20 protein-coding genes and 1 riboswitch are annotated in these 20,273 nt (G+C 73.5%); of the genes, 10 read left to right on the top strand and 10 right to left on the bottom strand.

Going from position 1 to position 20,273, the window contains the following annotated elements:
* Positions 1–18: 18 nt before the first annotated feature.
* Both AB0K00_RS15260 and AB0K00_RS15255 read right to left on the bottom strand, forming a co-directional pair.
* Positions 19–900 (bottom strand): UbiA prenyltransferase family protein, encoded by an 882-nt coding sequence (locus tag AB0K00_RS15260; RefSeq protein WP_363520736.1) that lies wholly within the window; start codon positions 898–900, stop codon positions 19–21.
* 71 nt (positions 901–971) lie between these two features.
* Complete coding sequence (locus AB0K00_RS15255) at positions 972–1,244, bottom strand: hypothetical protein (RefSeq protein WP_363520733.1); 273 nt, start codon at positions 1,242–1,244, stop codon at positions 972–974.
* 78 nt (positions 1,245–1,322) lie between these two features.
* Between AB0K00_RS15255 and AB0K00_RS15250 the strand changes: the two genes are divergently transcribed.
* Positions 1,323–1,946 carry a GDSL-type esterase/lipase family protein gene (locus AB0K00_RS15250; RefSeq protein WP_363520731.1) on the top strand — a complete coding sequence of 208 codons (624 nt, stop codon included), beginning with the start codon at positions 1,323–1,325 and terminating at the stop codon, positions 1,944–1,946.
* Positions 1,947–1,964: 18 nt separating this feature from the next.
* Here the strand turns inward: AB0K00_RS15250 and AB0K00_RS15245 are convergent, their stop codons facing one another.
* Positions 1,965–2,525: a GNAT family N-acetyltransferase gene (locus AB0K00_RS15245; protein WP_363520728.1), complete on the bottom strand. Its 561-nt coding sequence runs from the start codon at positions 2,523–2,525 to the stop codon at positions 1,965–1,967.
* A gap of 73 nt (positions 2,526–2,598) precedes the next feature.
* Here AB0K00_RS15245 and AB0K00_RS15240 point away from each other — a divergent pair, with 73 nt between their 5' ends.
* Positions 2,599–6,591: a tetratricopeptide repeat protein gene (locus AB0K00_RS15240; RefSeq protein WP_363520726.1), complete on the top strand. Its 3,993-nt coding sequence runs from the start codon at positions 2,599–2,601 to the stop codon at positions 6,589–6,591.
* Between the two features lie 18 nt (positions 6,592–6,609).
* Here the strand turns inward: AB0K00_RS15240 and AB0K00_RS15235 are convergent, their stop codons facing one another.
* On the bottom strand, positions 6,610–7,065 hold the full coding sequence (locus tag AB0K00_RS15235; protein WP_363520723.1) for a pyridoxamine 5'-phosphate oxidase family protein: 456 nt from the start codon (positions 7,063–7,065) through the stop codon (positions 6,610–6,612).
* A gap of 68 nt (positions 7,066–7,133) precedes the next feature.
* Positions 7,134–7,219, top strand: a riboswitch (ZMP/ZTP riboswitch).
* 29 nt (positions 7,220–7,248) lie between these two features.
* Between AB0K00_RS15235 and AB0K00_RS15230 the strand changes: the two genes are divergently transcribed.
* A complete protein-coding gene (locus tag AB0K00_RS15230) occupies positions 7,249–8,325 on the top strand; it encodes a phosphoribosylaminoimidazolecarboxamide formyltransferase (RefSeq protein ID WP_363520720.1) in 1,077 nt (358 codons plus the stop codon).
* 40 nt (positions 8,326–8,365) lie between these two features.
* On the opposite strand, the gene AB0K00_RS15225 is transcribed toward AB0K00_RS15230, so the two are convergent.
* On the bottom strand, positions 8,366–8,836 hold the full coding sequence (locus AB0K00_RS15225) for a VOC family protein (RefSeq protein WP_363520718.1): 471 nt from the start codon (positions 8,834–8,836) through the stop codon (positions 8,366–8,368).
* 135 nt (positions 8,837–8,971) lie between these two features.
* On the opposite strand from AB0K00_RS15225, the gene AB0K00_RS15220 reads away from it, so the two are divergent.
* Positions 8,972–9,409: a MarR family transcriptional regulator gene (locus AB0K00_RS15220; protein ID WP_363520715.1), complete on the top strand. Its 438-nt coding sequence runs from the start codon at positions 8,972–8,974 to the stop codon at positions 9,407–9,409.
* Between the two features lie 156 nt (positions 9,410–9,565).
* Positions 9,566–11,011, top strand: coding sequence for an MATE family efflux transporter (locus AB0K00_RS15215; protein ID WP_363520712.1), 1,446 nt, complete (start codon positions 9,566–9,568; stop codon positions 11,009–11,011).
* Positions 11,012–11,025: 14 nt separating this feature from the next.
* Here AB0K00_RS15215 and AB0K00_RS15210 read toward each other — a convergent pair whose 3' ends face one another.
* Positions 11,026–12,030: a hypothetical protein gene (locus AB0K00_RS15210; protein ID WP_363520710.1), complete on the bottom strand. Its 1,005-nt coding sequence runs from the start codon at positions 12,028–12,030 to the stop codon at positions 11,026–11,028.
* 117 nt (positions 12,031–12,147) lie between these two features.
* On the opposite strand from AB0K00_RS15210, the gene AB0K00_RS15205 reads away from it, so the two are divergent.
* From AB0K00_RS15205 to AB0K00_RS15190, 4 genes are all read left to right on the top strand, one after another.
* Positions 12,148–12,846 (top strand): SDR family oxidoreductase, encoded by a 699-nt coding sequence (locus AB0K00_RS15205; RefSeq protein ID WP_363520707.1) that lies wholly within the window; start codon positions 12,148–12,150, stop codon positions 12,844–12,846.
* A gap of 96 nt (positions 12,847–12,942) precedes the next feature.
* Positions 12,943–13,263, top strand: coding sequence for a muconolactone Delta-isomerase family protein (locus AB0K00_RS15200; protein WP_363520705.1), 321 nt, complete (start codon positions 12,943–12,945; stop codon positions 13,261–13,263).
* Between the two features lie 3 nt (positions 13,264–13,266).
* A complete protein-coding gene (locus tag AB0K00_RS15195) occupies positions 13,267–14,175 on the top strand; it encodes a zinc-binding dehydrogenase (protein ID WP_363520703.1) in 909 nt (302 codons plus the stop codon).
* 45 nt (positions 14,176–14,220) lie between these two features.
* Positions 14,221–15,060 (top strand): alpha/beta hydrolase, encoded by an 840-nt coding sequence (locus tag AB0K00_RS15190; protein WP_363520701.1) that lies wholly within the window; start codon positions 14,221–14,223, stop codon positions 15,058–15,060.
* Between the two features lie 47 nt (positions 15,061–15,107).
* Here the strand turns inward: AB0K00_RS15190 and AB0K00_RS15185 are convergent, their stop codons facing one another.
* Genes AB0K00_RS15185 through AB0K00_RS15170 form a run of 4 tightly spaced genes read right to left on the bottom strand, consistent with a single transcriptional unit; the run spans position 15,108 to position 19,238 of the window.
* Entirely contained in the window at positions 15,108–16,163 is a 1,056-nt protein-coding gene (locus AB0K00_RS15185) for an LLM class flavin-dependent oxidoreductase (protein ID WP_363520699.1), read from the bottom strand.
* A gap of 10 nt (positions 16,164–16,173) precedes the next feature.
* Positions 16,174–17,181, bottom strand: coding sequence for an LLM class flavin-dependent oxidoreductase (locus tag AB0K00_RS15180; protein ID WP_363520696.1), 1,008 nt, complete (start codon positions 17,179–17,181; stop codon positions 16,174–16,176).
* A complete protein-coding gene (locus AB0K00_RS15175; protein ID WP_363520693.1) occupies positions 17,178–18,233 on the bottom strand; it encodes a phosphotransferase family protein in 1,056 nt (351 codons plus the stop codon). Before AB0K00_RS15175 ends, AB0K00_RS15180 begins: the two co-directional genes overlap by 4 nt.
* A 3-nt stretch (positions 18,234–18,236) precedes the next feature.
* Positions 18,237–19,238, bottom strand: coding sequence for a methyltransferase (locus tag AB0K00_RS15170; RefSeq protein WP_363520690.1), 1,002 nt, complete (start codon positions 19,236–19,238; stop codon positions 18,237–18,239).
* 119 nt (positions 19,239–19,357) lie between these two features.
* Between AB0K00_RS15170 and AB0K00_RS15165 the strand changes: the two genes are divergently transcribed.
* Positions 19,358–20,200 carry an NAD(P)H-binding protein gene (locus AB0K00_RS15165; protein ID WP_363520688.1) on the top strand — a complete coding sequence of 281 codons (843 nt, stop codon included), beginning with the start codon at positions 19,358–19,360 and terminating at the stop codon, positions 20,198–20,200.
* The last annotated feature ends 73 nt before the right edge of the window (positions 20,201–20,273 follow it).

Below are 20,273 nucleotides of genomic sequence, written 5' to 3'. Positions count from 1 at the left end.
TTGGGGCAAGGTCAAGTCTCAGCCGATGTACGCGAGCGCGAAGCCGATCGTGGGGATCCCGAACAGCACCGACAGCACGGCGAGCCTGGTGATGGTGGGCCGGCGGGTGAGGATCGCGTATCCGGCGAGCAGCACCGGGGTCATCAGCAGCTGCGGCACCAGGGTCGAGCGGGGCACGAGCACGTCGAGCCACGCGCACAGCACCGAGAACGCGAGCGCCGAGCCCCACAGCGCGACGCCGAGCCGGTGCGCGAACCGGGGCCCGAACCGCACCGCGAACGTGGTGTCGCCGGCGCCGGTGTCGGCGGCGAGGTCGGTCACGGTCGTCGGCACGTACAGGGCGGCGGCGAACAGCAGGCCGATCAGCCCGAACTGCCACGGGAACTCCCACGGCGGCCGGGTGATCGCCCAGCCCGCGGCCGGCGACACGACCCCGACCACGAGGGCGTTGACCGCGACGTCCCAGCCCGGCCGGGTCTTCAGCCGCAGCGGCGGCACGCTGTACGCCCAGCCGAGCAGCAGCACGCCCGCCACGCCCAGGACGAACAGCGGCCCCACGTACAGGGCGGCGGCGACGGCGGTGAGCGCGATCCACCGGTACCACACCCGCAGGCGCCTCGCGGAGACCGCTCCGGTGACCAGTGGCGCCGTTGCCTTGCGCGGGTTGTCCCGGTCGCTGCGCAGGTCCTGCAGGTCGTTCTGGGCGAGCACCGCGCCCCAGATCAGCGGGCCGAGGACGAGCAGGGCGACCAGCGCCCGGGGCGCGTCCTCGCGGTCCGGCAGCCACGCGTGACCGGCCAGGACGGTGCCGAGATAGGCGGGCACCCACGACACCGGCCAGAACCACGGCCTCGACACGGCCACGAGCAACGCGGTCGGGCGTTCCAACACCGCTGTCATGCTTCGATCATCGTCCTCAATGCCTGAGCCCGCACTGAGAGCCGCGTCATGCGGCGGCCGTCACACGACGGTCAGCTCAGGACCGGCTCGGCCCAGGCCGCGTGGGTGAACTCCCACGCACCGGCGATCCGCTGCCGGACCCGCGGCTCGTGCCGGATGGTGTACCGCAGGCCCTCGATCTCCACCACGCCGCACTCCGGCCCCGGCTGGTCCACCGACTCGGACTCCACGGTCACCGGCCAGCCGGCCTTGACCGCCTTGTGCTGCCACACCTCGAACGCCCGCTGCTTGCCGTTGTCCTCGCTCACCTTCGCCAGGATCTCGACCGGATCGATCCGTGCCATACGCGTGCTCCTTGCGGGACGATGTTTCGGACTGGGTCACCGTAGTGGACGGACGGAAGCAATGCGGCGGCTCCGGCGTTGTCCACCGGTGTGACACTCACCCTCGCCGTGCTCGGCGACTCCATCGCCTACGGGCAGGGCGCGTCGGACCCGGCCGACACCGTCGGCGCGCGACTGGCCGCCGCCCTGACCGCGGCGGGCACGCCCACGCAGGCGCGGGTCTTCGCGGTCCCCGGCGCGGACAGTCAGGGCCTGGCGGAGCAGGTGCGGCGGGCGACCGCGGCGGCGCCGGACGTGGCGCTCATCATCGTCGGCGCCAACGACCTCACCCATTTCGTCCCGGCGCAGCGGGCCGCGGCGCTGCTCGGGTCCGCCGTCCGTGCCTTGCGCGCCGCCGGCGCCGAGGTCGTGGTGACGCCCGCGCCCGACCTGAGCGTCATCCCGTGGGTGCCGCCGCAGCTGCGGCTGGTGGTGCGCGCCGGAAGTCACGCGCTGCAGCAGGCGCAGACCCAGGCGGCGCTGGCCGCCGGAGCCCGGGTCGCCGACATCGGCCGGAGCGCGGCGGCGTTTGCCGCGGAGCCGGCGCTGTTCAGCCCCGACCGCTTCCACCCGTCCAGCGCCGGCTACGCGGTGATCGCGATCGCCCTGTCCCCCGCCGTCCGCGCCGCCGCCGCCGCGGTCCGCCCCGGCGCCCGCAGCTGACCTGGGCCCCGCACCGGATCAGCCACGTGCGGGCGGGCGGGTGCCGTGGTATGCCACCTGCCGGCGGAGCGGATCACCCGGCAGGATCCTGGGGTGGTCGAACCGGGCCGCCTCCGTGAGCCCCAGGCGGCGCATGACGGCCTGGGACGGCTCGTTGAGGACCGCCGTCAGGGACCAGATCTCGGACCTGCCCAGCTGGTCGAACGCGACGCCGAGCGCGGCCCGGGCCGCCTCGGTGGCGTATCCGTGCCGCCAGGCGTGCCTGGCCAGCCGCCAGCCGACCTCCAGGCCGCCCGCGCCGGGCACGCCGTCCGGCAGCGGGTTGAGGCCGGTGAGTCCGATGAACGCGCCGGTCGCGGCCACCTCCAGGGCCCAGAACCCGAATCCTTGCCGGTCGAACCGCGTCTCGATCGACTCGATCAGCGCGTCGCTGACCGCGCGGTCCAGCGGGGCCGGGAAGAACCGCATGGTCTCCGGGTCGGCGTTGAGCTCGGCGAACGGTGCCCGGTCGGACTCCTGCCAGCGCCGCATGACGAGCCGCTCGGTCCGCAGCCGGTCGAATCGCACCTCTGTGGTCATGGCTTGATCCTCGGTAATCCGTGGGGTCGACCGCCACTCGATCGTGGCGCATCGCTGTCCGTCAGGAGTCGGTGTGGCGGCGGTGGAGGGGTCAGACGTCGACGAGGCCTCGGTGACGGGCCTGGTGCTGGACGGCGCCGGCCTGGAGATCCTGGCCGGGGGGAAACGGGTGGGGCCGCGCCGGCCGGTCGAGGAGGCCGACGCGGCCCTGCTGCGGGCGTTGACGGGGCAGTACGTGGACGCCGTGCACGCCGGGTCGGACCCGGCCGTGCTCATCGGGCTGGGCCGGGAGCTGTTCCGGTGGCTGGACGGGGACCTGGGCCAGCTGACGGGGCTGCTGGCGGTGGCCCCGGTGCCGCTGGTGTTCGAGGTGCGGGCACCGGCCAGGCCGTCGGAGCGGGACTGGGCGGTGCTGCGGGCGCCGTTCGAGCTCCTCGCCGACCCGGCGGGCGGGTTCCTGGCGGCCGACGCGTTGGCCCGGTTCGCAGTGGTACGCCGGCTGGGGCCGGTCGGCCCGCGACCCGGGACGGACGAGTTCCGGCTGGGGTTGGCGTTCATGGCGTCCTCGCCGCGCGGTCAGGCGGAGCTGGACTTCGAGGCGGAAGAGGCGGCGATCCTGACCGCCGTCGGCGATGCCCGGCTGGACCTGATGGTCGACGACACCGGCGATCCGGAGCAACTGGGGCAGCGCCTGGCCGATCTCGGCGGGCTGCCGGTGGTGCACCTGTCGTGCCACGGGACGAACCAGTGGCGGCGGCGCCCGGACGACCCGGCGATGCCGGCCCTGATGATGGAGGACGAGGTGGGCGCCGCCCGCCCGACCACGGCCGCCGACCTGGTGCGGCTGCTCACGAGCCTGCCGCGGCTGGTGTTCGTGTCGGCGTGCCTGACCGCCACCGGCGCGGACGCGACCCGGCACCTGCCGGCCGGCCCGGGCCAGCGCCGGGACCTGACCCCGGCTCCGGTGGCCGGCGGTGATGCCGGCGGCGGCCACGGGGTGGCGCATTCCCTCGCGACGGGGCTGGTGGCGGCGGGCGTCCCGGCGGTGCTGGGCTGGGACGGATCGGTGGACGACCGGGCGGCGACGGTGTTCGCGCAGCACCTGTACCGGCAGCTCGGCGCCCGGGCCGATCTGGCGGTCGCGGTCGCCGACGCCCGGCGGGTCCTGCTGGACTCCGACGACCCGATGGCGCGCCGGGACTGGCACCTGGCCCGGTTGTGGTTCGGCCCGGCCGGCGGCGGCCCGCTGGTCGGGGGCGTGCGGCGCAGGAGCATGGTCCCGGCGAACCACGCGACGAAGACGTTCCTGGACCGCAAGCAGCACGTTCCGGTCGCGGCGGCGGCGATGTTCGTCGGCCGCCGGCTGGAGCTGCAGCGGTCGCTGCGGGCGCTGCGGTCCGGCGACCGGGCCGGGGTGCTGCTGCAGGGCCAGGGCCGGTTGGGCAAGTCGAGCCTCGCGGCGCGCATCGCGGACCGGTGCCCGGACCGGGCCGTCGCCGTGGTGTTCGGCGACTACACCGCCCTTGCCGTGCTCGACGCGGTCGCCACCGCGGTCCGCAGCAACCCGGCGGCCCGGGAGCTGGTCGAACAGCGCCGGGCGGAGGTACGGCGGCGGCCGGAGGCGATCGAGGCGGTGCTGATCGACCTGCTCGCCGGGCCGTGCGCGCAGACCGGCCCGGTCGAACGGCCGCTGCTGCTGGTCATCGACGACCTGGAGCAGATCCTGCGATCCGATCCCATGGGGGCGCACCGGGTCGCCCCGGAACACGCCGGGACCCTGGCGGCCGTGGTACGGGCGTTCGACCCGGCCGAGTCCGACAGCCGGCTGCTGCTGACCAGCCGGTACACGTTCACCCTCGACGGCCTGGAGCGCCGGTTGGAGACCGTGCAGCTGCAGCCGCTGTCCCCGGTCGCGCAGCACAAGCTCCAGCGCCGCCAGCAGGCCCTCACCACCACCGCGCGGGCGGCCGAACGCGCCGACCTGGCCGGCCGGGCCCGCCGGGTCAGCCGCGGCAACCCCGGCCTGCAGGACCTGATCGGCCTGCGGCTGGTCTACGGCGAGCAGGTCGACATCCACCGCGCCGAGTCCGTCGTCGCCGGGATGGAGCACTACCTGCAGCAGGGTGACCTGCCCCCCGACGCCGAGGTCCGCGCGTTTCTGGAGAGTCTCGCCCTCGACGCCCTGATCGAGCAGGCCGGCCGCACGGACCTGGGCCTGCTGCGCGCCGCGACGCTGTTCCAGGTGCCGGTGCCCGAACCGGTCCTGAACGTGCTGGCCGAGACCGTCGGCGGCTCGCTGGTGCGGCTGCGCGGCCTCGGCCTGCTGGACAGCTTCCCGGACCTGTTCGACCCGGGCCGCCCGGCCGTCGCCGTCAACGCCCTCACCGCCGGCCGGCTCGCTCCTCTCGACCCCGGCACCCAGCGCACCCTGGCCGCCGTCGTGGTCGATGCCCTGTTCGCCGCGTGGGGCGCCACCGCCGCCGAGGACCGGCGCGACGCGCTCCTGGATGTGGAGCTGACCCGGTTGGCGCTGCTCGGCGACGCACCCGCCGTCGCCGCGTCCAGCGCGCCGTCCGCCGTGCGGAGACTGCAGCAGGGGCCGGCCGAGGACGCGTTCGCGCTCGGCCGGGACGCCATCGCGCTGCTCGACCGGCACCAGCGCCCGGTGCACAGCAACCTCCTGCGGCAGGTCGCGGCCGCGGCGCTCACCACCGGCGACGGCGACGCCGGCGAAGGGCTGTTCCAGCGGGCGGTCGACCAGGCCGGCGACCAGCCCGACGGCGACTCGCTCGACCACGCCCGGGTGCTGGCCGAATACGCGACCCACCTGATGACCCGGGGCGATCATGAGCAGGCCGAACGGCTGCTGCACAAGGCCCACCGGATGCTCACCGCCGCCGGCTCGCCGCGCGAGGCCGCGACCGCGATGGGCTGGATCGCGGACATCGCCTTTCGCCGCGGCGACTACGACGAGGCGCTGCGCATCCGCCGCGAGATCGAGCTGCCCGTGTACGAACGCCTCGGCGACATCCGTTCCGCCGCCGCGACCTGGGGCGACATCGCCGACATCGCGTACCGGCGCGGCGACTACGCCGAGGCGCTGCGCATCTGCCGCGAGGTCGAGCTGCCGGTGTACGAACGCCTCGGCGACATCCGTTCCGTCGCCGTCACGTGGGGCGACATCGCCGACATCACCTACCAGCTCGGCGACCACGACGAGGCGCTGCGCATCTACCGTGAGATCGAACTGCCCGTGTACGAACGCCTCGGCGACACCGGTTCGATCGCCGTCACGTGGGGCAGGATCGCCGACATCGCGCACCAGCGCGGCGACTACGCCGAGGCGCTGCGCATCCGCCGCGAGATCGAACTCCCGGTGTACGAGCGCCTCGGCGACACCCGCTCGATCGCCGTCACCTGGGGCTGGATCGCGGACATCGCCTACCGGCTCGGCGAGTTCGACGAGGCGCTGCGCATCCGCCGCGAGATCGAACTGCCCGTGTACGAACGCCTCGGCGACACCCGCTCGATCGCCGTCACGTGGGGCGACATCGCCGACATCGCCTACCAGCGCGGCGACTACGACGAGGCGCTGCGCATCTACCATCAGGTGCAACTACCTGTGCTCGAACGCCTCGGCGACACCCGTTCCACGACCATCACGTGGGGCAAGGTCGCCGAGATCGCCTTCCAGCGCGGCGACTACGCCGAGGCCGCCGAGCTCCAGCAGAAATGCCTCGAGGTCAACGAGGACCTCGGTGACCCCGACGGGATCGCGTCCGCGAACTGGGGCCTGGCACAGATCGACCTCGCCCGGCAGGACCACCAGGCGGCCGGCCCCCGGCTGATCACCGCGTTCCAACTGCTCACCGAACTGCAGCGACCGGACGGGTTGGCCGTCGTCGGTGACGTCCTCGGCCGGCTGCTGCTGGCCGCGGGCCAGTGGGACGAGGCACGACAGGTCCTCGACCTGACCAGGCGGGCGGCCGCCCAGATCGGCATGACGGAGCTGGTCCAGCGCATCGACGCGCTCCTGGATTCTCCGCCCGCGGGCGACGACGCGTAGCTCCGGGCGCACGTCGCGCTACTCGCGTTCGACGCGCCGGAGTCCCTGCGACGGCGTCCACCACTCGATGACGAGCAGCGTGGCCGCCTCGTTGAGGTGGGTGTGCACGACCTCGGCGACGTCGGCCTGGAACCGGTCGCCGTCCGGCCCTTCGACGACCGGTCCGGCGGCGACCGCCCGCCCGGAGATCTTCGCCTCACCCGGCCACTGCGCCTCGGCGCCCTCGACCGGGTCGACCGTGGCGCTGTGCAACGCGAACCGGGGATCCCGCCGCAGATCCGCGCCCTTCCGCGCGTGCGCCATCGAGCCGAAGACCAGTTCGCCGTCCTCAAAGACCACCTCGATCCCGGAGATCCGCGGTGACCCGTCGGCGCGCAGGGTGGCAATGGTCTTGTGCCGGTGGGCGTCGAACAGCGTTTGCACCCGCTGCGCGAACTCCGGCACCGCCTGCTGGACGTCTCGCCAAGCCGTCATACCCCGATGATCGCACCGGCGCCCACCACCACGCGTACCGGGCGCGGCCAGCCGGGTTCGGTATGCTGCGGGCGGCCGGGTACTGGCGAGGGTGGAGCACCACCGGGGACCCGGCCGGATCGAGGGTGTGGCGCCGTCCGCCTGGGCGCCTCCGGAAGCAGACGTCCTGCGATCGGAGGCAGCGTGAACCTGCGGTATGGCATGAACCCGCACCAGCGCACGGCGACGGCAACGCCGATCGACCCCGGTACCCAGCCGTTGCGGGTGGTGCACGGTGCGCCGTCGTACATCAACATCCTCGACGCCGCGGGTGCCTGGCAGCTCGTGCGGGAGGCCGCGACCGTGCTCGGCCGGCCCGTCGCCGCGTCCTTCAAGCACGTCTCGCCGGCCGGTGCCGCGACCGCGGGTCCGCTCGACGCGGTCATGGCACGGACGTACCAGGTGGATCCGGCGACGACGGGTGCGTTGACCGGCGCCTACGTGCGGGCGCGGGACGCCGACCCGAAGAGCTCCTACGGCGACTTCGTGGCGGTGTCCGAGCCGGTCGACGCGGAGCTCGCCGACCTGCTGCGGCGGGTGGTGTCCGACGGCGTCGTCGCACCCGGGTACGAGCCGGGGGTGGTGGCGTCCCTCGCCGCGAAGAAGGGCGGCCGATTCCTCGTCGTGACGGCCGACGCGGCGTTCGAGCCGCCGCCGGTGGAGACCCGCGACGTGTACGGGCTGCGTCTCACCCAGCCCCGCGACGACGCGCCGCTGACCCGGGAACTGCTCGCGGACCCGCGCCTGCCCGCCGCGGCCGTCGACGACCTGCTGCTCGGCCTCGTCGTGGTCCGGTACACACAGTCGAACTCGGTGGCGTACGTCCGGGACGGGATGACGCTGGGCATCGGCGCCGGCCAGCAATCGCGAGTGGACTGCACGCGGCTCGCCGGCGCGAAAGTCGACACCTGGTGGCTGCGCCGCCACCCGGCCGTCCAGGCATCGGATGCCGGGACGAAGGTGCAGGACCGGGTGGCGGCGCAGCTTCAGCGGACCGAGGACGTCCCCGACCGGGCGGCGTGGCTACGGATACTGGACCGGGTCGCGTTCGTGTCCGACGGCGCGCTGCCGTTCGCCGACAACGTCGAACACGCCGCACGGCACGGGGTGCGGTACATCGCCGAACCCGGCGACTCGATCCGGTCGGCCGCGGTGCGGCAGGAGTGTTCGCGACGCGGCATCACCCACGTCCACACCGAGATCCGCCTGTTCCGGCACTGAGATCCCTTACTCCGGTTGGGAGTGGTGGTAGGGCAGCCGGTCAGCGAACCGCGCCCTGCTGGATCCGCACCGTATTGCCCGACGGGTCACGGAACGCGGAGTCCCGGGGCCCCCACGGCCGTTCGATGGGCTCCTGCAACACCTCGGCGCCGGAGGCCCGGACCCGCTCGAACGTCGTGTCAAGGTCGTCGGTGCTGAAGACGATCATCGGCAGCACGCCCCGCGACAGCAGGTCCTGCAGGGCGTCGCCGTCGGCCTCGGTGCGGCCCGCGTGCGGCAGCGACAGGACGAACTCCAGGCCCGGCTGGTTCGTGCCGCCGAGCGTGACCCAGCGGGCCGCGCCGGAGCCGATGTCGTTGTGCACCTCGAGCCCGAGCGCGTCACGGTAGAAGGCGAGCGACTCGTCCCAGTCGCTCACGGTGATGTGGCAGTACTGCAGCGCCACCGGGCACGTGCCGTCGGCGGCCTTGTCCTGTTCGATGTCCTGGGCGATGTCTTGTTTGATGTTCATGGCGGCAACCCTAGGAACGGCCCGGTCCCGGCCGCTTCTTGATTCCTGACCGATCCGCCGTCAACCGTCGGTGTCGAAATCGCAGGGTCAGTTCGAGCGTTGACAGTTAGAGCTCTAATCATTAGAGTTTGAACCATGGACGCACCGAGGCTCACGAGCACCCTTGACCTGGTCCGGTGGATCGGCTGGGCGCAGCAGAAGGCGGGCGAGGACTGGATCCGTGCCCGCGAGCTCAGCTTCGCGCAGGCCTTCGTGCTCGGCTACCTGGTGAAGAACCCGGGCGCGATCCAGCGGGACATCGCGGCGGTCACCCGCACGAGCGCGGCGAGCGTCACGAGCCTGCTGCAGGGGCTGGAGCGCCGCGACCTCGTCGAGCGCCGCACGGAGAGCGGCGACGAGCGCAGCAAGCGCGTCCACGCGACGCCGGCCGGCGTCGAGCTCATCGCCGGGTTCGACGCCGCGATGGCCGCCGCCGACGAGACCATCCTCGCCCCGCTGGACCAGGCCGAGCGCGCGGCCCTGCACGCCCTGCTCACGAAGGTCACCGCGGAGCTGCCGCAACCCACCCGGTAACACCACGGGCGCGGCCCGGCCGCGCCCACCCGACCCGCCGCGCCGGCGTGCCGCCGTCGCGCGCCCCAACCTGCCCTGTCGCCGTGCCGGCATCCGCCGTCGCGCGCTGGAACCTGCCCGGAAACCCCGAGAAACCTGCCCGGAAAAGGAGCAGCCATGAGCACCACGACCCTCGAGTCCCCCGCGAAGGCCGACGCCGTCGGCACGAACCGCTGGTACCTCTCCGCCGCGCCCATCGCCCGTGCCCTGGTGCACCTCTGCGTGCCGATGGCCGCCGCGATGATCGTCGGCTCCGTCTACAACGTCATCAACGCCGGTTTCATCGGCTCGCTCCACGACACCGCGCTCCTCGCCGCGATCACGTTCGGCACGCCGCTGCTCGGCCTCGTCATGGCGATCGGCAGCGTGTTCGGCGTCGGCGGCAGCACGCTCATCTCGCGGCTGCTCGGCGCGGCGGAGCGCGAGCCCGCGAAGGCCGGCGAGATCAAGCACGTCTCGTCGTTCGCCCTCTGGGGCGCGGTGCTCGCCGGCGCCGTGTTCGGTGGCGCCGGGCTGCTCCTGCTGCACCCCCTCGTGTCGGTGCTCGGCGCGGACGCCGCCGCCGGGCCCGCGACAACGTCGTACATCACCGTCATGCTCGCCTTCGTCCCCGTGCTCGCCGCGGCGTTCTGCCTCGAACAGCTCGTGCGAGCCGAGGGCGCCGCGCGCCAGGCGATGATCGGGCTCATCGTGTCGACGGTCGGAAGCCTCGTGTTCGACGTGCTGTTCATCCTCGTGCTGCACTGGGGCGTCGCCGGCGCGGCGCTGTCGACCGGCCTCGCGAACCTGGTCAGCGTGATCTACTTCGCCGTCTGGATGTGGCGGCACAGCGAGCACCTGAGCCTCGCGCCGCGGTGGTTCACGCTCTCCCCCGCCGTGCTCAAGCCGGTCTTCGGCGTGGGCGTCGGGGAACTGCTCCAGTCCGCCTTCATGATCGTCACCAGCCTGGTGCTCAACCGCCTCGCGGTCGCCTACGGCGACGGCCCGCTCGCGGCCATGGGTGTCGCGGTCCGGCTCGCGCAGGTGCCGGAGTTCCTGGTCATGGGCGTCACGATCGGCGTGCTGCCGCTGCTCGCCTACTCGTACGGCAAGGGAGACCGGAGCCGTCTCACCGCGGCACTGCGCGGCTCGGCGATCACGGTCGGCGCCATCGTGCTGGTGTTCGCCACGACGATGCTCGTGTTCCGCGAGCAGGTGGTCGCCGCGTTCCTGCCCGACCGGTCCGTCCTCGCGATCGGCGTCACGATCCTCATCGCACAGCTCGCGGCGATGATCGTGAACGGATTCCGGGGCCTCATCACGTCGCTGTTCCAGGCAACGGGACGCTCGGCGCCGGCGATCACGATGTCGATGGCGCAGGGCGTCCTGTTCATCCCGATCGTGCTGCTCGGCAACCTCTGGTTCGGGCTGACCGGCATCATCTGGGCGTTGACCGTCACCGAGGGCATCGTGTTCCTCGTCGGCGTGGCGATGTGGCTCGCGTCCCGTGGCGCGATCGACCGCGGCCTCGCCGAGGGCAACCCGGACCGCGCCGAGCGCCTGCTCGAGCAGGCCGAGGCCTGACGTGTCGGCGAACGTCACCGGGTGCGGTTGGCCCAGGCCCTGTTCGCGGTGAACCCGTCCCGGATGGAGCCGAAGAAGTACGCCCAGACGTGCGAGTCGGCGTAGGGGCCGATGCGGTCGAACACGGCCTTGCACTCGTCGCGACGGCCGGACAGCGCATACGCGATGGCGAGCCAGTTCTCGCACGTGAGCGCCTTCGCGTGGGTCGGTGGGCCGGGCGCACGCCACTTCGTCACGCACGCGTCGAGTTCGCCCTGGACGTCGGGGCGCTGGAAATACCGGCGGCAGTCGACCAGCGCGCTCGCGTTGACCTTGGCCCAGGAGTACTCACGCATCGCGTACTCGAAATGGGCGAACAGCGGCAGCATCGTGGCACCGGCTCCCGGCGGGGCCTGCGACGCCGTCTCCCGAGCAAGGGCGAACATCGCGTCGTGCGAGCCGAACCACTTCTCACAGAGAAAGGTCACCGCGGTCGTGTGGACCTCGAAGTCAAACCGGTCGCGGCGCCTCGCCTCGGCCAGGAGCTCGCCGAAGGCACCACCGCGGTCGCCGCCGGAAAACATCGAGTTCAACAGGATGTTGCACGGCAGCGGGTCGTCCGGCGCGAGCACGAGCGCCCGCTCCGCCTGGGCCCGCGCCTTCGCCGACAGGTCGGCGAACGAGCGGAGCCGTTCCTGCGACGTCTGGGCCGCCGTCGCGTGGCCCCGCGCCCTGCCTGCCAGCTCGGTGAGGGCGGCGGCGTGCAGGGTGACCACGGTGGGGTCATCCGGGGTCGCCGTCAGCCATGCGTCAATCCACGCGCCGGCGTTTTCCTGCGCGGCCTCGGCCAGCACCCAGGTCCGATGCCCCCGGCGCTCCCAGTCGGTGCCGGCCGCCGCGATGACGTCGCGGGCGGCCGTCCAGTCGCCGGCGACCGCGCGGGCCCGCGCCGCGCGCAGGTCCTGGTCGGCGAGCGCGCGGTCGCGGTCGACCTCCGGCAGGACGGGTGCCGCACCGCGCCTGAAAAGACCTCCGAACACGCGTGGAGCATAGACGACCGACACCGGACCCACGGCTGGATCGCGCCGTCCGCACGGTGGAACCGTCACAGGTGATCGATGCCATACGGTGACCGGACCAACTCAGGAGGTAACCACATGGAGATCGACGGATCCGTCGCGCTGGTCACCGGCGCCAACCGGGGCCTCGGCCTGCACATCGCGCGGGAGCTGCTCGCCCGCGGAGCGGCCGTGTACGCGACGGCCCGTGACCCGCGTACCGTCGACCTGCCGGGCGCCACAGTGCTGCCGCTCGACGTCACCGACCCGGGGGCCGTGCAGGCCGCGGCAGAAGCCGCCGGGGACGTCACGCTGCTGGTCAACAACGCGGGAATCGCGACGTTCTCCAACCTCGTCGACGGCGACCTGGACCGCATCCACCTCGAGATGGACACCCACTTCTTCGGCACGCTGCGGATGGTCCGCGCGTTCGCCCCGATCCTGGGCCGCAACGGCGGCGGCGCCATCGTCAACCTGCTGTCGGTGCTGTCGTGGGTCACGTTCCTCGACGCGACGTCCTACAGCGCGGCGAAGGCGGCGCAGTGGAGCCTCACCAACGGCGTGCGGCTCGAGCTGGCGAAGCAGGGCACCCAGGTCACCGCCGTACACCTGGGCGCCGCCGACACAGACATGATGGCCCGCTGGGAGATCCCGAAGCTCGACCCCGCGTTCGTGGCCACCGCCGTCGTCGACGGTGTCGCCCGCGGCGACCTGGAGGTCCTCGTCGACGACGCGGCCGCCGGCGCGAAGGCCGCCATGGCCGCCGACCTCCGGGTGGTGTACCCGCAGCTGAGCTGACAACAGCTCCAGAAATGCTCCAGTCGTGCTGCACCGGTGGCGCACAGGCTGGTCCGTGATCCCGCAAGCATGCGGGTCACGGACCAGGAGGGCACCATGGCACTGTTCGCCGTCTTCACGCACCAGAACCCTGTCGGGATCAGCTCGGACGAGTTCCGGCACCGGCTGCCGGAGGGCTTCGGTTACATCCAGGGGCTCATCGACAAGGGCATCATCAAGCACAGCTGGATCGTCGTCGGGCAGTCCGGCGGGCTGAACATCTACGAGGTCGGCTCGCACGAGGAGCTGACCGACGTGTTGTACGGCAACCCGCTCTCCTCGCACCTGCGCCTGGAGGTGCTGCCGCTGTCGACGCCGGGCGGTTTCGACGTCGAGGCGTTCGCGACGCGTGACATCGAAGCCCAGCCGGCCGGCTGAGTCGTGCGGGCACTCGTCACGACCGGCGAGGGCGGGCTGACCCTCGCCACGGTCGACCCGCCGCGGCCGGCGCCCGGCGAGGCCGTGGTGGCGGTCACCGCCGCCGGGCTCAACCGCGGTGACCTGACCGTCGCCGGGGCGCTGCCGGCAGGGGCCCGGGTCGGCTGGGACATCGCCGGGGTCGTCGAGGTGGCGGCCGATGGCGGGCCGCCCGTCGGGACCCGCGTCACGGGGCTCGCCGGGCGGGACGGGTTCGCGGAGCGGGTCGCGATCCCGGCCGCGCACCTGGCCGTGCTGCCGGACACCGTGCCCGACACGGCCGGGGCGGCGCTGCCGGTCGCCGGGCTCACCGCGCTGTACGCGCTGCGGCACGCCGGCTGGCTGCTCGGCCGCACCGTCCTGGTGACCGGTGCCGGCGGCGGCGTCGGCCGGGTCGCGGTGCAGCTGGCGGCCGCCGCCGGGGCCCGGGTCCTCGCCCAGGTCGGCGCGAAGGGCCGCGGCGACGGGTTGGCGAAGCTCGGCGCGGCCGGCGTCGGCCGCTATGGCGACGAGGTGACCGAGCCCGTCCACGTGCTGCTGGACAGCGTCGGCGGCGATGCCCTCACGGCCGCATGGCGGGCGGTCGCCGCCGACGGGGTGGTGGTGAGCTACGGGAACACCACCCGCGCGCCTCTGGCGTTGCCGCTGGACTGGGGGCGGCCGCGGCCGGGGGTGTCGCTGCGGCACCTGTATCTGTTCCAGGAGACGCAACGGCAGCCGGTCGGGCCGGACCTGACCACGCTCGTGGGTCTCGTGGCGCAGGGCCGGCTCGACCCGCAGGTCGCGGTCACCGCCCCGTGGACGGACCTGGCGCCGGTGTGGGCGGCGCTGCGGGACCGGCAGGTCAACGGCAAGGCGGTCCTGACCCTGTAGCGGAACCCCACCGCTTGTGGAGCGGCCGTTCGTAGCGTCGCTGGCATGGCGAACTTCACCAGCTTCGACGGCACGGTCCTGCACTACGAGTCGATCGGCGACGGGCCGCCGCTGGTCCTGGTGCCGGGCGGGCCACGCGCCGCCGGCTACCTCGAGGACCTCGGCGGCCTGTCCGCGTCCCGGCGGCTGATCCGCTACGACGCCCGCGGCACCGGCGCGTCCGCCCGGCCCGACGACCCGTCCACCTACGCGTACCCCACCCTCGCCCGCGACGTCGAGGCGCTGCGCGACCATCTCGGCCTGGAGCGGCTCGACCTGCTCGGGCACTCCGCCGGGTCGGTCGTGGCCAGCGCCTACGCCGCCGCGCACCCCGCCCGCATCGCCCGGCTGGTCCTGGTGTCGCCGAGCCCGCAGCTGTACGGCAAGGGCGGCGACGACGTGGGTGACATCCTCGCCACCCGCACCGACGCGCCCTGGCACGCCGAGGTCGGCGCGGCCGCCGGCGAGCTGCTGAGCCTGCCGCCGGACGCCGCACCGGAGCGGGTCTTCGACGTCCTGGACCGCTACACGCCGGCGGCCTACGGCCGCTGGGACGAGCGGCAGCGGGCACACGCGGCGACCCAGCGGGAGCAGTTCGCCCTGGCCGCGTGGGCCGGGTTCTGGGCCGGGACGGACCCCGGCTGGCTCGACGGCCTCGCCACCCTGCCGGCGCCGGTACTGGTGCTGACCGGCGAGAAGGACGCACTGACCGGCGTACGCATCGGCGACGTGGTCACCGCCGGCCTCGCCCACGGCCGCCACGTGACCATCCCGGGCGCCGGGCACTACCCGTGGGTGGACGAGCCGGCCGCGTTCGTCGCGGCGGTCAACGAGTTCCTGTCCTGACGCGGCAGTGCCCCGGCCGGTGGCGGCCGGGGCACTGTCCATTGTGGTCAGCCGAACTTCGGCAGGACCTGCTCGCCGAAGAGGCGCACGGTGCGCTGTGACTCGGACAGGGGCATGTTGCCCGACACGACCTGCAGGCTGACCGTGACGTCGCCGAACCAGTCGCGGATCGTGCCGATGCGGTCGATGACCTCGGCGGGGGTGCCGACGAGCGCCTTGTTGTCGCGCAGCGAGCTGTCGAAGTCCGCGGCCGACACCTTCTTCACGATGTTCTCGTAGCCCTCGTATCCGGAGCTGCGCGTCGCCGACCAGGCCGACACCGCCTCCAGCAGCTGGGCGTTGGTCCATTCGGAGTAGCGGCGGCCGCTGCGGTACGCCTCGTCGGGGTCCTCGGACAGGTAACAGTTGTAGCTGAGGTGGATGTCGCCGCCGGCCGGGTCGAGTCCCGCGGCGGCGCGTGCCGACCGGTAGCCGGCGATCATCTCCTGGACCTTCTCCCGCTTGTTGATCGACGGCACAAGCAGCAGCCCGTACCCGTTGCGCCCGGCGGTCTCGGCGGACGACGGGGTGATGGCGGTGGCGACCAGGATCTGCGGGTGCGGCCGCTGGTACGGCAACGGCAGCAGGGTGACGGGCCCGAACTGGTGGAACGCCCCGTCGAACACGACGTCCTTCTCCGTCCACAGTCGACGGACGGCCTCGACGCCCTCGTCGAAGCGGGGGCGGCTCTCATCGAGGGGGATGCCGAACGCGGCGAACTCGTCGGGCAGGAACGCCCGGCCGAAGCCGACGTCGAGCCGGCCGTGGGAGATGTTGTCGAGCATGGCGAGCTTGCCGGCCAGCTTCACCGGGTGGGTGAAGGCCGGGATGACCGCGCCGGTGATCAGCCTGATCCGGGACGTGCGGGCCGCCGCGGCGGCCAGGAACGTGACCGGGTCGGGGCTGTAGCCGCCGTAGGCGAAGAAGTAGTGCTCGACGGTCTTCACGTGGTGGTAGTCGAGCTGCTCGGCGAGCTCGACCAGGGCGAGGGCGTCGTCGAAGTACTCGGCGGCATCCTTGTCGTCCGGGCCGACGGTCGGGAACAGGTTGATTCCGAAGCGCATCGGAGTCCTCTCAAGACACAGCAACAGGCTGCAGCGCGAACGCCTCCGCCAGCAGCTCGTAGGAGCGCAGCCGGTCGGCGTGGTCGTAGATGGTGGCGAGCGCGATGACCTCTTCGGCGCCGGTCGCCTCGGTGATGGCCAGGATCTGGTCGCGGACCTTGTCCGGGGTGCCGTGCACGTAGCGCGGGAACTCGAACCGTTCGGCGCCGAGCGGGTCGTCACCGTCGGCGAGCTCCCGCAGCGACTGCTCGGGGCTCGGCACGGGCCGCACGTCGTTGCGGGTCAGCCGGCGGCGGAACGCGCGCTGGGTCGCGTAGATGCGTTCCGCCTCGGCGTCGGTGTCGGCGCAGTAGACGCCGATGCCGAGGATCGCGCCGCCGGTCCCGCCGGTGCGGGCCTGGTAGTCGGCGAACACGGCCCGGGTCGGGGCGGGGTTGATGAAATGGGCGTAGGCGTAGGGCAGGCCGAGCTGGGCGGCGGCGACGCCGCTGCGCGGGCTGGAGCCGAGCAGCCACACCTCGGGCCGGCCGGTGCCGGTCGGGGTGACCACGACGTCGCGGAACGGGTGCCCGGGCGGGAACCCGCCGTCCAGGAACGCCAGCAGCTCGACGAGCTTGTCGTCGAAGTCGTCGGCGACGGGCGCGGTGCCGCGGGTGCCGCGCAGTGCGTAGGACTCGACCGGGCTGGAGCCGGCCGACCGGCCGATGCCGAGGTCGATGCGGCCCGGGTGCAGCGCCTCCAGGGTGCGGAACACCTCGGCGACCTTGAACGGGCTGTAGTGGCTGAGCAGCACCCCGCCGGAGCCGACCCGGATCCGTTCGGTCCGGGCGGCGATCGCGGCGACGAGGACCTCGGGCGCGCTGCCGCCGTGGGAGTGCATGGCGTGGTGTTCGGCGACCCAGTACCGGGTGTAGCCCAGCTCGTCGGCGAGCACGGCGAGCTCGACGGTGTTGCGCAGGGCCTGCGCCGGTGACTGGCCGGCCCCGATCGGGGACTGGTCCAGGATGGACAGTTTCATGTGCCGACCTCCTTGAGTGTGGCCGCGAGCAGGCGCGTCGCGTTGCGGTGCAGAGGAAAGTCGGCGGGGACCAGGCCGTGCCCGGTCGCCAGGGTGGTCACGCGGGCGGTGAACGCCGCGAACCGCACCGCGGCGAGCACCCGGTGGAAGTCCAGGGCGTGCGGCATCCGGCCGGTGCGCCGGGCCCAGCGGGCGACGGTCGCCGCGGTGTCCGGCAGCCCGGGCAGCCGTTCGGCGCCGATGCCTTCGCTGAGGTGCCGGTCCAGGTGCAGGAACCAGGCGAGGTCGGTCTCCGGCGCGCCGTGCCCGGCCAGTTCCCAGTCCAGGACGGCGGCGACGGTGGCACCGTCGAAGACGAGGTTGCCGAGCCGGGCGTCGCCCCACAGCAGCGCCGGCCGGCCGTGCGCCGTGGGCACCGTGGCCCGCAGCAGGTCGATCCCGGCGCGGATCTGCGGGTTCTCGGCGCAGCCGTAGAAGTCGAGGTCCGCCGCGAGCTCCTCGACCTGGGCGGCCAGATCGGCCGGGCCCAGCTGCGCGGCGAGGCCGAGGGTCGCGGGGTCGAGCCGGTGGATGTCGGCGAGCGCGTCCACGGCGTGCCGCCACGCCGCCGCCCGCAACGGCTGCGGCGCGTCGTGCAGCCAGCCTTCGCGATGGTACGACGGCAGGTCCGCCGGCACGGTGCCGGCGACGTGACCCAGCACGCAGAACGGCGCGCCGAGCAGCCCCGGGTCGGGCTCGAAGCCGTGCACCGGCGCCACCGGAAGGCTCGTGCGCTCGCCGAGGAGGCGCTGGATGTGGTACTGCAACCAGAACCGTGGCCGCGGATGCAGCTGGTAGGTCGTCGGCGCGACCCGCACCACGAGCCGCCGCCGGACCGGCCCGTCCGCGCCGGTCCAGGTGGCGTCCACGACCAGGTTCTCGGCCGAGAAGCCGGTCGACGGCGGCACGGTCACCGGGCCGAGCCGCAGGTCCGGCGCGGCGAAGCGGGCCGACAGCCAGCCGGTGAGCGCCGTGCGGGTCAGCTCGGGGTCGCGGGTCACAGCGACGGCCACCGTTCAGTCCTTCCGCGCCGTGAGCAGGCTCGTGGTCGCGACCAGCGGCGTGTGCCCGACGGTGCCGAACCCGGCGTCGGTGAACCAGCCGGCCGCGTCGGCGTAGGTGTACTCGGCGCCGCCGGCGGACCAGACCAGCATGTTCAGACTGGCCAGCACGTTGGGCAGCTGCGGGCGGTCCGGGTCGAGCATCGGGTCGTAGACGAACGCGGCGCCGCCGGGGCGTACCGCGCGGAATGCCGCCTCGGCAAGGAACCTGCGGCGCTGCACCGGCCAGTTGTGCAGGACGTGACCGAACAGCACCGCGTCGGCGGCGGGCAGCGGGTCGGTGAAGAAGTCCCCACCGGTGAACGTGACCTGCTCGGCCAGGCCGAGCCCGCCGATGTGCAGGTCGAACGCGGGCCGCACGTCTGGCAGGTCGAACACCGTGACCCGCAGGTGCGGGTGGGCCTTGACGAGGTGCGCGGCGATGTTGCCGCGGGCGCCGCCGACGTCCACGACGTGCTCATAGCCGCTCCAGTCCAGCTCCGCGAGGGCCGCGCCGATCGGGGCGTTGAGCACGTCCATCGCGTCGAAGAACGCGGTCCGCGCCGCCGGGTCGGCGTGCACCGGCGCGTACGGGTCGCCGTCGCCGGCCTGCACGTTCGCCGGCTGCCCGGTGCGCAGGCTGCCGGCGAGGCCGTCCCACGCGGGGTGCAGGGTGCCGTCGAGGAAGTCCAGGAACCCGCCGAGGAACTCGGGCCGCCCAGGCACCAGGTACCGCTCGGCGGCCGGGCTGTTGTGGTACCGGCCGTCGCGCCGCTCGATCAGCCCCAGGGCCTCCAGTCCGGCAAGGAGGTCGCCGGCCCCGGCCGGGTGCAGGCCGAGCCGTGCCCGCAGCTCCTCGGTGGTCGCGGGTGCCTCGGCGAGGGCGCCGAAGACACCGACGTCGGCGGCGGCGAACAGCAGCCGGGCGCGGCGGGCACCGGAGGCGATGTCGAGGATGCGGGCGGGGTTCAGCTCCACGGTGGGCTCCCAGGTCTCGTCGGTTGCTGCTGCCCGACGCTAGAAGCGGCCGCTGGAGCGGCCATACAGTCCGCCTCCACTCCAGCGCGGCTGGAGCGCGGCCCGGTACACACGTGGACATGACGATCCTGTTGACCGGTGCCACCGGCACCGTCGGGCGCGCGGTCCTGCGGCAGTTGCTCGACGCGGGCGCGCCGGTGCGTGCCCTGACCCGCGATCCGGCGCGGGCCGCGACCCTGCTGCCGGACGGCGTCGACGTCGTCGGCGGCGACCTCGGCGACCCGGACAGCCTGCCGGCCGCGCTGGACGGCGTCGAGCGGGTGTTCCTGCTGTCGGCCGGGCCGCAGATGGCCGAGCACGACGCGAACCTCGCGCAGGCCGCGGCGAAGGCCGGGGTGCGGCGGCTGGTGGCGTTGTCGTCCCTGGCCGCCGAGGAGGACCCGGACGGCGCCCTGGGCCGCTGGCACGCCGACGGTGAGCGGGCGGTGCGGGAGGCCGGCCCGGCGTGGACGATCGTGCGGCCCGGCGGGTTCATGTCCAACGCCCTGGACTGGGCGCCCGCGGTGCGTGCCGGTGTGGTCCGGGCGCCGTTCAGGGACCTGCGGGCGGCGATCGTGGATCCGCGGGACATCGCCGCGGTGGTCGTCGCGGCGATGTCCGGCGGGCATGACGGCGCGGTGCTGCCGTTGAGCGGCCCGGCCGCGATCAGCCCCGCGGAGCAGGTTGCCGTGCTCGCCGACGTCCTGGACCGGCCGGTGCGGTTCGAGGAGCTCGGTGTACCGGAGGCGCGGGCCGCGATGGCGCGCCGGCTGCCGCAGGAGGTGGTCGACGCGGTGCTGTCCGCGCGCGCCGCGGCCGGCCCGTTTCGGGCCCGGGTTCTCCCGACGGTCCTCGAGGTGACGGGCCGGGAGCCACGCAGCTTCCGCCAGTGGGTCGAGGACCACGTCGACACCTTTCGATAGGGCTGCTGTGTTCCCGGCGCAGCGGTGCCGGCCGGCGGTCACCGGCCGGGACCGCGCCGCGGCGCGGTGGTGC

The sequence above is a fragment of the Dactylosporangium sp. NPDC049525 genome (assembly GCF_040676755.1).
In the GTDB taxonomy this organism is placed as follows: Bacteria; Actinomycetota; Actinomycetes; order Mycobacteriales; family Micromonosporaceae; genus Dactylosporangium.
The sequence above is the reverse complement of the archived record's forward strand: the minus strand, read 5'-3'. Positions and strand labels throughout refer to the sequence as shown.

Bases quoted from the DNA above. Each gene is read 5' to 3' on its own strand.
- AB0K00_RS15260 (WP_363520736.1), bottom strand. From the start codon at position 900: ATGACAGCGGTGTTGGAACGCCCGACCGCGTTGCTCGTGGCCGTGTCG.
- AB0K00_RS15255 (WP_363520733.1), bottom strand. From the start codon at position 1,244: ATGGCACGGATCGATCCGGTCGAGATCCTGGCGAAGGTGAGCGAGGAC.
- AB0K00_RS15245 (WP_363520728.1), bottom strand. From the start codon at position 2,525: ATGACCACAGAGGTGCGATTCGACCGGCTGCGGACCGAGCGGCTCGTC.
- AB0K00_RS15235 (WP_363520723.1), bottom strand. From the start codon at position 7,065: ATGACGGCTTGGCGAGACGTCCAGCAGGCGGTGCCGGAGTTCGCGCAG.
- AB0K00_RS15225 (WP_363520718.1), bottom strand. From the start codon at position 8,836: ATGAACATCAAACAAGACATCGCCCAGGACATCGAACAGGACAAGGCC.
- AB0K00_RS15220 (WP_363520715.1), top strand. From the start codon at position 8,972: ATGGACGCACCGAGGCTCACGAGCACCCTTGACCTGGTCCGGTGGATC.
- AB0K00_RS15215 (WP_363520712.1), top strand. From the start codon at position 9,566: ATGAGCACCACGACCCTCGAGTCCCCCGCGAAGGCCGACGCCGTCGGC.
- AB0K00_RS15205 (WP_363520707.1), top strand. From the start codon at position 12,148: ATGGAGATCGACGGATCCGTCGCGCTGGTCACCGGCGCCAACCGGGGC.
- AB0K00_RS15200 (WP_363520705.1), top strand. From the start codon at position 12,943: ATGGCACTGTTCGCCGTCTTCACGCACCAGAACCCTGTCGGGATCAGC.
- AB0K00_RS15190 (WP_363520701.1), top strand. From the start codon at position 14,221: ATGGCGAACTTCACCAGCTTCGACGGCACGGTCCTGCACTACGAGTCG.
- AB0K00_RS15185 (WP_363520699.1), bottom strand. From the start codon at position 16,163: ATGCGCTTCGGAATCAACCTGTTCCCGACCGTCGGCCCGGACGACAAG.
- AB0K00_RS15180 (WP_363520696.1), bottom strand. From the start codon at position 17,181: ATGAAACTGTCCATCCTGGACCAGTCCCCGATCGGGGCCGGCCAGTCA.
- AB0K00_RS15165 (WP_363520688.1), top strand. From the start codon at position 19,358: ATGACGATCCTGTTGACCGGTGCCACCGGCACCGTCGGGCGCGCGGTC.